The sequence below is a fragment of the Pseudomonas mosselii genome (assembly GCF_003205295.1).
Classification (GTDB): domain Bacteria; phylum Pseudomonadota; class Gammaproteobacteria; order Pseudomonadales; family Pseudomonadaceae; genus Aquipseudomonas; species Aquipseudomonas mosselii_B.
Window position 1 is genome coordinate 48,341 of the sequence record NZ_QJRP01000026.1, and the last position, 14,459, is coordinate 62,799.

At 63.8% G+C, this 14,459-nt stretch carries 12 protein-coding genes and 1 tRNA gene; 7 read left to right on the top strand and 6 right to left on the bottom strand.

Features of this window, described 5'->3' with window-relative positions:
• The first annotated feature begins 148 nt into the window (after positions 1 to 148).
• The 3 genes from selA (at position 149) to DMX06_RS20290 (ending at position 3,597) form a co-directional block, all read left to right on the top strand.
• A complete protein-coding gene (gene selA, locus DMX06_RS20280) occupies positions 149 to 1,576 on the top strand; it encodes an L-seryl-tRNA(Sec) selenium transferase (RefSeq protein ID WP_110739055.1) in 1,428 nt (475 codons plus the stop codon).
• Positions 1,573 to 3,483, top strand: coding sequence for a selenocysteine-specific translation elongation factor (gene selB / locus DMX06_RS20285; RefSeq protein ID WP_110739056.1), 1,911 nt, complete (start codon positions 1,573 to 1,575; stop codon positions 3,481 to 3,483). The genes selA and selB overlap by 4 nt, the downstream gene beginning before the upstream one ends.
• Before the next feature lie 18 nt (positions 3,484 to 3,501).
• A tRNA-Sec gene (locus tag DMX06_RS20290) sits at positions 3,502 to 3,597 on the top strand.
• Between the two features lie 94 nt (positions 3,598 to 3,691).
• Here the strand turns inward: DMX06_RS20290 and DMX06_RS20295 are convergent.
• Positions 3,692 to 4,681 (bottom strand): asparaginase, encoded by a 990-nt coding sequence (locus tag DMX06_RS20295; RefSeq protein WP_110739057.1) that lies wholly within the window; start codon positions 4,679 to 4,681, stop codon positions 3,692 to 3,694.
• A gap of 75 nt (positions 4,682 to 4,756) precedes the next feature.
• Positions 4,757 to 6,199, bottom strand: coding sequence for an alanine/glycine:cation symporter family protein (locus tag DMX06_RS20300; protein WP_050703570.1), 1,443 nt, complete (start codon positions 6,197 to 6,199; stop codon positions 4,757 to 4,759).
• Between the two features lie 181 nt (positions 6,200 to 6,380).
• Here DMX06_RS20300 and DMX06_RS20305 point away from each other — a divergent pair, with 181 nt between their 5' ends.
• Positions 6,381 to 7,193, top strand: coding sequence for a helix-turn-helix domain-containing protein (locus tag DMX06_RS20305; protein WP_110739063.1), 813 nt, complete (start codon positions 6,381 to 6,383; stop codon positions 7,191 to 7,193).
• A 62-nt stretch (positions 7,194 to 7,255) separates the two neighbouring features.
• Here the strand turns inward: DMX06_RS20305 and DMX06_RS20310 are convergent, their stop codons facing one another.
• The 3 genes from DMX06_RS20310 to DMX06_RS20320 form a co-directional block, all read right to left on the bottom strand.
• Entirely contained in the window at positions 7,256 to 8,083 is an 828-nt protein-coding gene (locus DMX06_RS20310) for an alpha/beta hydrolase (RefSeq protein WP_258378895.1), read from the bottom strand.
• 330 nt (positions 8,084 to 8,413) lie between these two features.
• A complete protein-coding gene (locus DMX06_RS20315; protein ID WP_110739059.1) occupies positions 8,414 to 8,665 on the bottom strand; it encodes a bacteriocin immunity protein in 252 nt (83 codons plus the stop codon).
• Positions 8,662 to 10,320 (bottom strand): S-type pyocin domain-containing protein, encoded by a 1,659-nt coding sequence (locus tag DMX06_RS20320; RefSeq protein WP_258378896.1) that lies wholly within the window; start codon positions 10,318 to 10,320, stop codon positions 8,662 to 8,664. Before DMX06_RS20320 ends, DMX06_RS20315 begins: the two co-directional genes overlap by 4 nt.
• A gap of 627 nt (positions 10,321 to 10,947) precedes the next feature.
• Between DMX06_RS20320 and DMX06_RS20325 the strand changes: the two genes are divergently transcribed.
• Positions 10,948 to 11,832 carry a sugar nucleotide-binding protein gene (locus DMX06_RS20325; protein ID WP_028690262.1) on the top strand — a complete coding sequence of 295 codons (885 nt, stop codon included), beginning with the start codon at positions 10,948 to 10,950 and terminating at the stop codon, positions 11,830 to 11,832.
• Positions 11,825 to 12,757 carry an NAD-dependent epimerase/dehydratase family protein gene (locus tag DMX06_RS20330; RefSeq protein ID WP_110739061.1) on the top strand — a complete coding sequence of 311 codons (933 nt, stop codon included), beginning with the start codon at positions 11,825 to 11,827 and terminating at the stop codon, positions 12,755 to 12,757. Before DMX06_RS20325 ends, DMX06_RS20330 begins: the two co-directional genes overlap by 8 nt.
• 74 nt (positions 12,758 to 12,831) lie before the next feature.
• Here DMX06_RS20330 and DMX06_RS20335 read toward each other — a convergent pair whose 3' ends face one another.
• Positions 12,832 to 13,272 carry a winged helix-turn-helix transcriptional regulator gene (locus DMX06_RS20335; RefSeq protein WP_062575347.1) on the bottom strand — a complete coding sequence of 147 codons (441 nt, stop codon included), beginning with the start codon at positions 13,270 to 13,272 and terminating at the stop codon, positions 12,832 to 12,834.
• 104 nt (positions 13,273 to 13,376) lie between these two features.
• On the opposite strand from DMX06_RS20335, the gene DMX06_RS20340 reads away from it, so the two are divergent.
• Positions 13,377 to 14,459, top strand: a 1,083-nt coding sequence (locus DMX06_RS20340; RefSeq protein WP_110739062.1) for an MFS transporter, incomplete at its 3' end; no start/stop codon positions are given.

Below are 14,459 nucleotides of genomic sequence, written 5' to 3' on the forward strand. Positions count from 1 at the left end.
ACACTGCATTACCGAGTAGCCCTTTTCGCGGGTAAACCCGCTCCCACAGGAAGTGCGCTGGCATCATGGCCGGTGCTGTACCTGTGGGAGCGGGTTTACCCGCGAATGGGCCAGAAAGGACAACGGATCAGTTCAAGGTAGTACCTGAATGTCTTCAACCCTCGCCAGCGACACCCCACGCCTGCCCTCCATCGACACCCTGCTGCGCCACCTGGTCAGCGCGCCCCTGATCGATCGCCATGGCCGCGATGCGGTGTTGGCAACTTTGCGCCAACTGCTCGACGACCTGCGCGAGCCAGCTCGCCTCGGTCAACTGAGTGCCGCCGAACTGACCGCCGAAGTCCTCCTGGGCCGAGCCGGCGAACGTCTGGCCATCCAGCAGCGCAGCCAGGTACGCCGGGTGTTCAACCTCACCGGCACGGTGCTGCACACCAACCTGGGACGGGCCTTGCTGCCCGAGGAAGCGGTCCAGGCCATGCAGACCGCCGCCCGCTATCCGCTGAACCTGGAGTTCGATCTCAACACCGGCAAGCGCGGCGACCGCGACGACCTGATCGAAGGCCTGATTCGCGAGCTGACCGGTGCCGAGGCCGTCACCGTGGTCAACAACAACGCCGCTGCCGTGCTGCTGGCGCTCAACAGCCTGGGCGCACGCAAGGAAGGCATCATCTCCCGTGGCGAGCTGATCGAGATCGGCGGCGCCTTCCGCATACCCGACATCATGGCCCGCGCCGGGGTGAAGCTGCACGAGATCGGCACCACCAACCGCACCCACGCCCGCGACTACGAAGGCGCGATCAACCCGCGCACCGGCCTGCTGATGCGTGTGCACTGCAGCAACTACAGCATCCAGGGTTTCACTACCCAGGTGCCCACCGCGGAACTGGCGCGCATCGCCCATGCACATGAGCTGCCGCTGCTAGAAGACCTGGGCAGCGGTAGCTTGCTCGACTTGACCCGCTGGGGCCTGCCGGCCGAGCCGACCGTGCGCCAGGCCCTGGCCGATGGGGCCGACATCGTCACTTTCAGTGGCGACAAGCTGCTCGGCGGGCCGCAGGCGGGGATCATCGTCGGGCGCAAGGAGCTGATCGCGAAGATCAAGAAGAACCCGCTCAAGCGTGCCCTGCGGGTGGACAAGATCACCCTCGCGGCGCTCGAAGCGGTGCTGGCGCTGTACCGCAATCCGGACCGCCTGGCCGAGCGCCTGCCGAGCCTGCGCCTGCTCACCCGGCCCCAGCCCGAAATTGCCGCCCAGGCCGAGCGCCTGGCGCCTGAACTGGCCGCGCGGCTGGGGGCGCAATGGGCAGTCAGTGTCGAACCAGCCCTGGGCATGATCGGCAGCGGCAGCCAACCTGTGGCGCGCCTGCCCAGCGCGGCCTTGTGCCTGCGCCCGCAGGTGTCGAAGAAACTGCGCGGGCGCAGCCTGCATGTACTGGAGCGGGCGCTGCGCGACCTGCCGGTGCCGGTACTGGGTCGCATCGATGACGATGCCCTGTGGCTCGACCTGCGCCAGCTGGACGACGAGGCCCAGTGGCTGGCGCAGCTGCCGGCGTTGCAACTGGGGCCTGTGCAGTGATCGTCGGTACCGCCGGCCACATCGACCACGGCAAGACCGCGCTGCTCCAGGCCCTGACCGGCCAGGCCGGCGACACGCGCCAGGAGGAGCGCGCCCGGGGCATGACCATCGACCTCGGCTACCGCTATGCCGCGCTGGCTGAAGGTGCATGGCTGACGGGGTTCATCGATGTGCCAGGCCACGAACGTTTTATCCACAACATGCTTGCCGGCGCCCATGGTATTGACCTGGTGCTGCTGGTGGTCGCCGCCGACGACGGGGTGATGCCGCAGACTCGCGAGCACCTGTCGATCATCGAACTGTTGGGCATTCCTCAGGCGCTGGTGGTCATCAGCAAATGCGACCGGGTCGAGTCGGCGCGGTTGATCGAAGTCCAGGCCCAGGTCACCGAACTGCTCGCGCCTGGGCCCTATGCCGGGTCCAGGCAATTTCCGGTTTCGAGCCTGTCCGGCGCGGGGGTCGACATCCTGCGCAAGGCCTTGCTGGCGGCCGAGGCGCATGTTCGCCAGCGCAGCGTACGCGGCGGTTTCCGCCTGGCCGTGGACCGGGCCTTCGCGGTTTCCGGGGCAGGGGTGGTGGTCACCGGCACGGCGCTGGCCGGGCAGGTCAGCGTCGGCGACACCTTGCTGTTGGGCAAGGTAGGCAAACCGGTGCGGGTGCGTGGCCTGCATGCGCAGAACCAGGCGGCATTGGTAGCCGAGGCAGGGCAGCGGGTGGCATTGAACATCAGCGCGGAAAAGCTCTCGGCCGAGCAGGTACATCGCGGCGACTGGCTGTTACCTGAGTGGTTGCATGCACCCAGCGTGCGAGTCGATATCGACCTCACCTTGCTGGCGGGAGAAACACGCGTGTTCGAGCACTTCAGCGCGGTGCACGTGCACCTGGGGACCCAGGATGTCACTGCCCGGGTCGCGTTGCTCGAAGGGGAACGGCTCGAGGCCGGCCAGCGCATGTTCGCCCAACTGCTGCTCAATGCACCGTTGCAGACAGTGCATGGAGATCGTCTGGTTCTGCGCGACCAGCGCGCCCAGCGCACGCTGGGTGGTGGCCGTGTACTCGACCCATTCGCACCGAGCCGGCAGCGACGCAGCGAGGCGCGCTTGCGCCAGTTGCAGGTGCTGCGCAATGCCGACAGCCTCGAGCGGGCGTTACCGGCCTTGCTGGAGGCAGCCCCAGGCGGGCTTGAGCCCCAGCGTCTGGAGCGCCAGTTCAATCGCCTGCGTGAGACCTGGCAGTTGCCGGATGCGGTGCTGGTGATTGCCACGCGTCAAGGTCAGTTGCTGTTTGATCGCCTACAGTGGCAGGCGCTCAAGCGACAAATGCTGGAGCGCCTGGCGCAATTCCATGAACAGGAGCCTGATCAGCTTGGCCCGGACCGTGACCGACTGCGCCGCTTTACCGCATTGCCGTTGGAGCGGCCCGCGTTTGTCAGCCTGTTGGATGAGTTGCTGGGCGAAGGCGCGATCAGCAGCAGTGGTCCATGGCTGCACCTGCCGGATCACCGGGTCCAGCTGAGCGAGGCGGATACCGTGTTGTGGGCGCGTCTGTTGCCCCGCCTGTTGGCGGGCGAGTTCGATCCGCCATGGGTACGGACCCTGGCCGGCGAGGAGGGCTGCGACGAGGCGGACGTGCGCCTGTTGTTGCGCAAGCTTGCCCGGTTGGGCCTGGTGCACCAGGTGGTGCGTGACCTGTTTTACCCGGAGACGACGCTCAAACGCATGGCGGAGCTGCTGTTGCGTCAGGCCGAGACATCGCCGATAGTGCAGGTCGCGGCGTTTCGCGATGGTTTGGCCATCGGTCGCAAGCGCACGGTGCAGATTCTCGAGTATTTCGACCGCGTTGGCTTGACCCGACGAGTTGGCGACCTGCGTCATATCCGCGTCGACAGCGCCCTGGCCCAGTCGTAACACGGGCCCTGATTTCAAGGAAGGCAATCGCGCCCGGTGGCGCGGCCGGGCTTCAAACCCGGTTGGGGACGGCAGCCGTTCCCGGGCAGGTTCGACTCCCGCTGCCTTCCGCCACTTTTCCAGATGCTGAAACGATCGCGGGGCAAGCCCGCTCCCAGGATTTGTGGGAGCGGGCTTGCCCCGCGATGGCGAACGGAAGATCTGCGATTCAGGCGCGCTCGCCGCACAGGTCCAGCGCGAACCAATGTTCTGCCGCCTGCACGTCCAACCCTGCGCCCAGCAGCGCAAACAGCTTGCCCAGCGCCGCCTCGCGGGTCATACCCCCCCCACTCACCAGCCCGGTATCGCGCAGGCGGCTGCCGGCCGCGTAGGTGTCGAACACCACCGAGCCTTCCGGGCACTGGCTAATGGCGACGATCATCACGCCACCCTGGCGGGCGTCATGCAACACATCGAGCAGCGCCTGGTCGTCGGACGGCCCGGTACCACTGCCGTAGCACTCCAGCACCAGACCCTGGATGCCGCTGTCGAACAGGCCACGCAGGTGCTCGGCTGCCAAGCCTGGGAACACCGGCATGACCGCCAGCTTGACCGGCTGGCGCGGCTGGCGATAGTCCAGTCGGTTCGGCAGTTCTGGGGCGCGCTCGCCGTCACGATGGCGGGGCAACACGGTAAAGGCGTCGAACGCCTCGCTGCGCAGCTTCGAGGCGCGGCAGCCGTGCAGCAGCTGACCGTGGAAGTACAGCTGCACGCCGTCCTCCAGGCCGTTTTCGAACAGGTTCAGGGCTCCGACCAGGTTGGCCCAGGCATCGCTGTCCGGCGCGCCGGCCGGCAGCATGGAGCCGGTTAACAGCACCGGCGCTGGCAAGCCCAGCAACAGGAACGACAGGGCTGCGGCGCTGTAGGCCAGGGTGTCGGTGCCATGCAGCACCAGCACGCCGTCGTGGCCGTCACGCTCGACCGCCTCGACGATGACATCGCGCATCGCCAGCCAGTTGGCCTGTTGCATGTTGGCGCTGTCGATCAGCGGGTTCAGCTCACGCAGTGACCATTTCACCTTCGGCGCATCGCCGCAGCTGGCGAAGTGGTCGCGCATGCGCGTTTCAAAGCCACCGGCCGGCGCGAGGCCTTCGGCGGTCTGCAACATGCCGATGGTGCCACCGGTGTAAAGGACGAGAAGATTCTTGACTGCACGCATGGGAGGATTCCGTAGCGATGTAGCGAAAGAAGAGTCAGCCGCCCACGGACGGGGCGGCTGGGGCAGGGGAGAATATCAGCGCTGAGCGTGCGCCTGAACGGCGGCTTTGTCAGTGGCTGTTTCAGCCTGCGGATTGGCCGGCCAGGCGGCCCGGTCCAGGTCCAGGTCGGTGAACTTGCTGGAGTCGAACACCGGCTGCTTGATGCCGGCCTTGCGCTGAGCGTCGTAGTCGCGCATCACGCGCAGGCCGACCTTGAACAGCATGGCCAGGGCGATCAGGTTGACGAACGCCAGGCAGGTCATGGTGATGTCGGCAAAGGCGAACACGGTCGACAGGTCCTGCGTCGAACCCCACACCACCAGCGCCAGCACCAGGCCGCGGAAGGTCATCAGCACGGCGCGGTTGCGGCTGAGGAACTGCAGGCTGTTCTCGCCCAGGTAGTAGTTGTAGAGAATGCAGGTGAAGACGAACAGCGACAGCGCGACGCTGACGAACACGCGGCCCCAGTCACCAACCACGGCGGCCAGCGAGTTCTGGGTCAGGACGATGCCGTCACCTTCGAAGCCCGGGGTGTAGAAGCCCGACAGCAGGATCAGCAGCGCGGTGCAGGTGCAGATCACGAAGGTGTCGAGGAACACGCTGAAGGCCTGGACCACGCCCTGGGCGCCAGGGTGTTTCACGGCGGCCACGGCGGCGACGTTTGGCGCGCTGCCCAGGCCTGCTTCGTTGGCGAACACGCCACGCTTCACGCCCATGACGATGGCGCTGCCCAGCAGGCCTGCAAACGCAGGGTCGAGGCCGAAGGCGCTCTTGAAGATGGTTTCCAGCATGGCCGGGACGTGTTCGATCTGGGTGCCGATCACGTACAGGGTCACGCCGATGTAGGCCAAGGTCTTGACCGGTACCAGCAGGTCCGATACCGCGGCGATGCGCTTGATACCGCCGATGAAGGTCAGGGCCAGCAGGGCTGCCAGGACGATACCGGTGTGCTTCGGATCGAAAGCAAAGGCGTTCTGCAGCGAGTGGGTCACGGTGTACGACTGCAGGCCGATGAAGGCAAAGCCGTAGGTGACCAGCAGCAGGATCGAGAACACGATCGCCATGCTTTTCAGCTTCAGGCCGTGCTGGATGTAGTACGCCGGGCCGCCGCGGTACAGGCCGTCGCCATCGGCGCGCTTGTAGACCTGGGCCAGGGTGCACTCGAAGAAGCTGCTGGACATGCCCACCAGCGCGGTGACCCACATCCAGAACACGGCGCCTGGGCCGCCGAGGGTCACGGCGATACCGACACCGGCGATGTTACCGGCGCCGACGCGACCGGCCAGGCTCAGCATCAGGGCCTGGAACGAGCTCAGTTGGCCTGCCTGGCCGCGAAGGGATTCCTTGAAGACACCGAACATGTGGCCGAAATGGCGGAACTGGACGAACCGCGAGCGGATCGTGAAGTAGCTGCCGAGACCGACAATCAGCACGATGAGAAGCTTCCCCGAAAGGAAATCGTTGAGTGCTTCGAGCATTGGAAAATGACCTCGATTCTTATTCTTCGCGTGGAAAGACCAGCGGGCGGCAGGCGCACCGCTTTTCATTGGGGGCGCATGGTTGGCTATGACAACTGTGGTTACAATTTCGCGGGTTGCTCCATTTTGGTGCGACTTGATGCTAGAATGGCGTCACTCGCATCATCCGGACCCGCGCATCATGGGCGATCACTTCGCTATCAACCTCAAATTGGCCTGCAGTCACTACCGCTCTATCTCCGAGGTTTGCCGGCAGCTGTCGATCAACCGCGCGCAGTTCAACAAGTACCTGAGCGGCCAGAGCCGTCCGACGGCCTACAACCTCAAGCGCATCGGCGACTTCTTCGGTGTCGAGGATTACGAGTTGGGTTTGCCGCCCGAACAGTTCGCCCGCTTGATCGGCGCACGCAACCAGGATCAGCGGGTCGGTTCTCAGGACGACCCGATCAGCGAACTGTTCAAGCCGCTGCATAAAGAAGCCGGAAACCTGTCGCGCTATTGCGGCTATTACTTCGAATACTCCAACTGCATGTCGGTGCCGGGCTCGATCCTGGTGTCGCTGGTGCACCTGTGGGAGGAGCGCGGCAGTTTCCTGTTCGAGCGCCAGGAACGCCAGGAGCGCAGCAGCGGCCTGGACCAGCACGCCGAGGTGCGTTGTCGCTACCTCGGCGCGGCGTTCCAGCTGCAGGACCGGATGTTCCTGATCGACTACGAGTCGCTCACCCTCAACGAGATGAGCCAGACCGTCCTCATTCCCAGCTTCAAGAGCCGTATCAGCCGCCTGAACGGCCTCAAGACCGGGGTCTCCAGCGGTGATCGGCGCAATCCGGCGTGCACCCGGGTGGTGTGGGAATACCTGGGCGAGGAGATCAACCGCATCAACGCCTTCCGGCAGATCAAGCTGTACCGCCCGGACGATCCGCGCATCGATGACGACATCCGTGACCGGCTGAGCGCGGGGATGGTCAGCAACGGGTTGTTCGAGATCGAGTGAGCCAGCATTGATGGCGCATTGATGCGTGGGAGCGGGCTTGCCCTGCGATGGGCGCCGCAGGGCTAGTCGAGAATGAACGCCGCCACCGCTTCTGCCACCTGGTCCGCCACCTCGGGCCGGTCGCGCAGGTGCGCGGCGATGCCATGGTCGCAGTCGGTGAGCATCAGGCATTCCACATGGGGCGCCGGCACCGAGCGCAGCAAGGTGTGGGTCACCTCCTCGGGAATCGGGCTGTAGCGCTCGACGCCCGCCAGCCGCCGGGTACCGGCCGAGGTTCCGGGCCCCTGGCCGTGGACCTTGGAGTTGAGCCCGTCGTATTCGCCGATCACCAGCAGTACCCGGCCCTGGAACTGGCGCAGGAAGGCGTAGCTGTCGCAGTCGAGGAAGGCAAAAGGCTTGCGGATGGCCTCGCTGAAGGCCGGCCCGAAGGGCGTTGCATGGGCTGCGTCGGGGTAGACCGCCGGGCAGATCAGCACCAGCTTGCGCACGCTGGGGCGCTGGGCGGCCAGCTTCAGGGCGATGGCGGCGCCCAGGCTATGGCCGACCAAGGTGTCGCTGCGCGCGTCCAGATGCCGGTGAAAGCGCAGGGCCTCCTGCAGGTTGATGTCCAACGAGGCGTCCTTGGCCCCTGGTTCGCTGGCCAGGCTGTGGCCGGACAGGTTGCCGGTCAACGAGCCGATGCCTAGTTGTTGCAAGCGATACAGCAGCGGGTTGAGTCGGGTGAAGTCCGAGCGCGCACCTCCGATGACGAAGGCAACTGGTGCGCGTTCGTGGTCTGGCAATAACAGGCGTGCCTGCTGGTGGTAGCCCTCGAAAACCTCATCGATGAACCTTTCGGCCCCTGGGGCGGGTTCGTTGTGCTGCCAGAGCGACTGCTGCGTTGAATTCAAGGTGTACCCCATCAACTCCTCCCACGTGCTGCCAGATGCGTTCCACTGCAAGCTCACAAGAATGGAGGGTGAGTCAAGCGACATCAAGCTCTTGTGTTGCCTCTTCTTGGATGTTCATACACTCGCAAATGTCGAACCAATTGCTAAGCAAGCGGTGATGGCCGGCTTTCAGCGGCAAATGTGTGGCTGGCTCGGCGTTGAGTGGTGTGCATCGTTGTCATCGTCACCTGGAAATCTGGCCTGCAACGAAGAAATCTATTCGGGCTTCCCCAGTAGCGCATATTGGGATGCTCAGCCACCGAGTGATCGGTGGCTGAGTCGTGACAGTGATTAAGGTTTCTTGAAGCCAGGCTTGCCGTTGTTAAGTCGCCACGCTTTTACTTCTGCAACGACCGCCTCAGGGCCGGTTTTTCCGGACTCTGGGTAGTAAAGAAGATCAGAGCCTGCCGGGTGCTCTGAAAGCTCCTCGAACTTCAATACCGCGCGGGTGTGCTCCTCTTCGGAGGGATAGTCAGCGAGATAGATTTTCTTAACAAATTGGAGGAATTCGGCCTCGGTCATCTCGTTGATGGCTGCGCTCATCGGTTGTGCTCCTGATGAATCTCAATATGGCGTTTAGGTGTGGTGATGCGTAGGTTGTCGATATTGTAAACTTCGCCGCCGGAAGAAATTAACGTTTGGTGGTGTACTTCATACTTGATACGCCCTCCGACGCGTTCCGACTTTTTGACGAATGCGGCGTAGCCTTTTCTCATCATTGCCAGGCTGCCGGGGTCAAATTGGCTGGCGAGATCGGGTGAGGTCGCCACTGCTACCCATAGGGCTTCGCGGAAATCCTTGAAATTCTTGAAGCTCCTCCCTCGCAGTTGGTCTGCAACCTGTGTGGGAATGGCGGCTCCGTCACCTTGCAGCGCTGCCCCGAGCCACGCTCCCGATACAGGCTGCCCAGCACCGGTAGCTGTACCTGGGTCCTCGCGTCGGTCGCGGAACATGACATAGATCGGGGCGAGTCCGGAGTCCTCCGGATACACAACGATATAATCGTCGAAACCACCTTCGACGAGAGCTGGGTAGGTATCGAGGCGACCGCCGGCGGCTGTGACAACTGCGCCAGTATAAGAGGGAGGCAACGGCTGCTCGGCAGGTGATGTCGTCGAACTGTTGCCAGGCGATACCACAGGGGTCCACGTCAAGATGCGTGCCGGAGTGTCCGTCGTGGTGGCTGTGTATACCTTGTGTTCAGTGCTGTAACTGGCCGCAATCACGCGAATCTTGGATGGCACGTTCAAGCTATCGGTCCTGGCGGCGAACAACTCGGATCGCCCATCCTCGGTCATCCTTGAGCCAAGCCGAACAGGCAGATCGATCAGGCCTGTCGACCTGCTGGCATCCTGCAGCATCTGATTGGAAACACCTGGCGCCAGATCGGAAAGCGGGGTACTGAAGGTGTAGCGCTGAGGCAGTTCACCATTGGCGAGCTCCCGCGGAAATGCCAGCAATGCAATCACACCCACCACGGTGCTGGAGAGGGTGCCGGCAACCATCCCGACGACGCTTGCAATGGCGGAGCGGATGGCTGCTACGAGCGCCGCTGCTTCACCTTCGATAGCGAGGGTCCCGGCAGCAGTTGTAAAGAGTGGTTGGACGATCGCTGCCGAGCCTTGTGCGGGGAAGGTGTTGGCGACCTTGAATGCTTCGATCCGTGCTACCAGGCGTGCATTTTCCTCTGCTTGGGCCGTGATCAGGGCTGTGCTCAGCGACTTCGATTTTTCAGTCAGAATATTTATCTTTTCCGAAAGAATGTTAACTCGATAAGCGGCAGTGACCGACTCGCGCCAGCGTTTATAAGTATTGAGTGGGGTGTGTGGGTTGCCAGGGCTCTGAAATATGTTTACAAAGTCGACAGCGCTTTTTTTGATGTCTTTGTCCAGTGGGCCTCTACCAAAGAAGGCAACGGCAACTGTACGACTTTGGCTAAGCTCGGCTGTGCTCTGGTCTAGCATGCTCTGGACGGTGAGTTGCTCAAGTTTCAGTTTGCTCAAGGCAGAAAGGTTTTGATTGTCGAGCGCCTCCTTGATCTCGGTATCCACTTCGGCACGGAGGCCAGGCAGATAAGCCAGGTAAGATTGTTCGATGTTTCTTTGCATCGATGCGATGGTAACAACCACACTCATTGTAAGTTGCGGGTCTTTGATATTTCTTTGGTTGAAGAAATTATCAAGCTCGGTCGCAGACACGACCCTACCGTCCCATGGCAGTGGTTTGGCTTCGTAGGTAGGTGGTAGCGTAGGAAATGTTGGCAGAGGCGTGCTTGGGACTTTGGGAACATCCGGGGTCACGTTGATAGGGGGTAGGGTGATACCCATATGGAACTCCATGTAAAAGAAAAACGGGCCAGTGAGAAGCTGGCAGCTGTTGCTGGCATCGTGTGCGACGTTGGTATTGCCCTGGGTCGGTGCCCTGGCACAGCATTGGCGTTCGCGAAGCTCTGAGGTCGGGCCACCCTGTGGAGGTATTTACCTTCTGCTCAGGGTGGCGGAGTTGGCATCGTCCGGTGCATGCTCAACAGGTGCAATTGTACGCAAATGCACTAATGCATTCAAGCATTTATATGCATAAATGCATTAAGCAATCAGGATGACTCTTCTGCCGCGTCCCAAGAGGGCGCACAGGCAATGCTTGCAGATTCGTCAGGCGGGATCGCCGGAGAGAAATGCAAACTGGATTGGAGTTGACCCTTCTATGGTGGCGGGGCTTGGGCGCATTGCGCGATTGAGTGTGGCCTTGCCTGGGTTGGACTTCCCCTGCCGGAAACAGCAAAATGAACACTTTCCTCCATCGACCAGACCGGACCTGTTGACTCTATGCGTATGCGCCTGATGCTGTTGGGTGGTGGCAATGCCCTCGGGCAAGCGCTGATTCGTCTCGGGGCCGAGGAAGACATCGCCTTCCTGGCGCCTCGCCCGCCGGAAAACGGCTGGGATCCGGCCAGCCTGACCCTGCTGCTCGACGAGCAACGCCCGCACGCCGTGGTCAACCTGGCCTATTATTTCGACTGGTTCCAGGCCGAGTCCGTCAGCGAGCAACGTCTGGCCCAGCAGGAGCGGGCGGTGGAGCGGCTCGCCGAACTGTGCCAGCACCACGAGATGATCCTTGTGCAACCGTCCAGCTACCGTGTGTTCGATGGCTCGCGCGCCACCGCCTACAGCGAGAAGGACGAGCCGGTGCCGCTCGGCCTGCGCGGCCAGGCGCTCTGGCGCATCGAGCAGAGTGTGCGCGCCACCTGCCCGCAGCATGTGCTGCTGCGCTTCGGCTGGCTGCTGGACGAAAGCATCGACGGCGCGCTCGGGCGCTTTCTGACCCGCGCCGAACAGCCTCAGGAACTGCTGCTGGCCGATGACCGGCGCGGCAACCCGACGCCAGTGGACGATGCCGCGCGGGTGATCCTATCGGTACTCAAGCAGCTCGATTGCCAGGCGCCGCTGTGGGGCACCTACCACTATGCTGGCAACGAGGCCACCACGCCGCTGGTGCTCGGCCAGGCGATCCTCACCGAGGCCACCCAGTGGCGCAAGCTGGCCGTGCAGGCGCCGACCGCCCAGGCCCACGCCGCCCGCCCGGATGCCAGCGAGGAGCCACAGCACGCGGTGCTGGCCTGCAAGAAGATCCTTCACACCTTCGGCATCAAGCCCCGCGCCTGGCGCGCCGGTTTGCCGCCCCTACTGGACCGATTCTACCGACATGGCTGACGCCCCCATCCTGATCACCGGCGGTGCCGGCTTCATTGGCTCCCACCTGTGCGATGCGTTGCTGGAGAAAGGCTACGCGGTGCGTATCCTCGACGACCTGTCGACCGGCAAGCGCAGCAACCTGCAACTCGGCCATCCACGCCTGGAACTGCTTGAGGGCGATGTCGCCGACGCCGCCCTGGTGGCCCGTGCCGCCGGTGGTTGCCAGGCGGTGGTGCACCTGGCCGCGGTGGCCTCGGTGCAGGCCTCGGTGGAAAATCCGGTGAAGACCCACCAGAGCAACTTCATCGGCACGCTCAATGTCTGCGAGGCGATGCGCCTGAACGGCATCCGTCGCGTGCTGTTCGCCTCCAGCGCGGCGGTGTACGGCAACAATGGCGAAGGCCAGTCGATTGCCGAGGACACGCCCAAGGCACCGTTGACTCCCTATGCGGTGGACAAGCTGGCCAGCGAGCAGTACCTGGACTTCTACCGTCGCCAGCATGGGCTGGAGCCGGTGGTGTTCCGCTTCTTCAATATCTTCGGGCCGCGCCAGGATCCTTCCTCGCCGTATTCGGGGGTGATCAGCATCTTCTGCGAGCGCGCCACCCAGGGTACGCCGATCACCGTGTTCGGTGATGGCGAGCAGACCCGTGACTTCCTGTTCGTCGGCGATCTGGTTCAGGTGATGGTGCAGGCGCTTGAACAGCCGGTGGTGGAGGAGGGCGCGGTTAATATCGGCCTGAACCAGGCGACTTCGCTGAACCAGCTGCTCAAGGCGCTGGAGCAGGTGGTGGGCGGTTTGCCGGCGGTCAGCTACGGCCAGGCCCGTTCGGGCGATATCCGCCATTCGCGGGCAGACAATTCGCGCTTGCTGGCGCGCTTCGCGTTCCCTGAGCCGACGCCGTTCGTCGAGGGGCTGGCGCGGTTGCTCGGCAAGGTCTGAATCCCCATCGCGGGGCAAGCCCGCTCCCACGCCGCCATGGGGGCTGGTGGGAGCGGGCTTGCCCCGCGATGACATCACGAATGCCGGACCACCCGCCGCCGGCAATCCTCCGGTCGCACCTCTCGCCCATCCCGGGCCCGCACCTGCAGCGTCTCCAGCCCTTGGCCACGATCATCGACCAGTTGCGAGCGTGATTCCCCCGCCGTGAACAGGTAGCGCTCCCCCCACTGACGCAAGCCGATCACGATCGGAAACACCGAGCGCCCCCGTTCGGTCAGCACATATTCCTTGTAGGCACTGCCATCCGAGGCCGGCTGCTGCACCAGCAGCTCAGCCTCGACCAGCAGCTTCAAGCGCGAGGCGAGGATGTTCTTCGCCAGCCCCAGGTTCTTCTGCAATTCGCTGAAGCGGCGCAGGCCGTCAAAGGCATCGCGCAGGATCATCAGCGCCCAGCGGTCGCCGAGCACCTCCAGGGCACGGGCCACGGGGCATTGCTGGTTGTTCTCGTCGAGCATGGCGCGATCCTTGGGTGTCTATCTGGTTGCAGAATAAAACCACATTTGCTAGAAAGCCAGTCATGTGGTTTTAAATTGAAACCAGAATTGAAAGGGAGTTTCCGATGTCGACGCTCACCCGTGGATTGACGTTGTTGCTGGCCGCCGCCTGCGCCCTGACCGTGGCCACGGTGTATCTCGCCCAGCCGCTGCTGGAGTCGATGGCGGCGAGCCTTGGGGTGAGCAGCGCCCGCGCCGGCCTGGTAGTGGGAATGACCCAGGCCGGCTATGCCTTGGGGTTGCTGCTGATCGTGCCGCTGGGGGATCTGCTCGATCGCAAGCGGCTGATCCTCGCCCAGTTGCTGGTCTCGTCCGGCGCCTTGCTGGCCGTAGCCTTTGCCGTGGACTGGGCCGTGCTGCTGGCCGCAATGGCCCTGGTCGGCCTGGCAGCGGTGGTGGTGCAAGTGATGGTGGCGCATGCCGCCACATTGGCCACGCCCGCCGAACAAGGGCAGGCGGTGGGCACGGTGACCAGCGGCGTGGTGCTGGGCATCCTCTCGGCGCGCCTGGTGTCGGGCGCAGTGGCCGACCTGCTCGGTTGGCAGGGTGTGTATGGCGTAGCGGCGGTGCTTGCGCTGGCAATGGCGGGGCTGCTCGCCTGGCGCTTGCCCGCCGCCAGGCCGCAGGGGCCGAGGCAGCGCTATCGGGCGTTGCTGGCATCGGTGCTGCGGTTGTATCGACATGACCGCCTGTTGCGCCAGCGCGGCCTGTTCGCGGTGCTGGTGTTCGCGGCGTTCAGTGTGCTGTGGAGTGCGATGGTGCTGCCCTTGAGCGCCGCGCCACTGGCGCTGGATCACACGCAAGTCGGGCTGTTCGGTCTGGCCGGCGTGGCGGGGGCACTGGCGGCATCGCGTGCCGGGCGTCTGGCCGATCAGGGGCATGGACGGCGGGTGACTGGCTGGGCGTTGGGCCTGCTGACCCTGTCGTGGCTACCCATCGCCTGCCTCGAGCAGTCATTGCTGGCGCTGGTAATCGGGATTCTGATGCTGGACCTGGCCGTGCAGGCGGTGCATGTGACCAACCAGAGTCTGCTGCTGGCGGGGCGCGGCGAGATGGCCAGCCGGCTGGTCGGCGCCTACATGTGCTGTTATTCGCTCGGCAGCGGGGTGGGAGCGGTCGTGGCGACCTGGGTGTACGGGCAGTGGGGC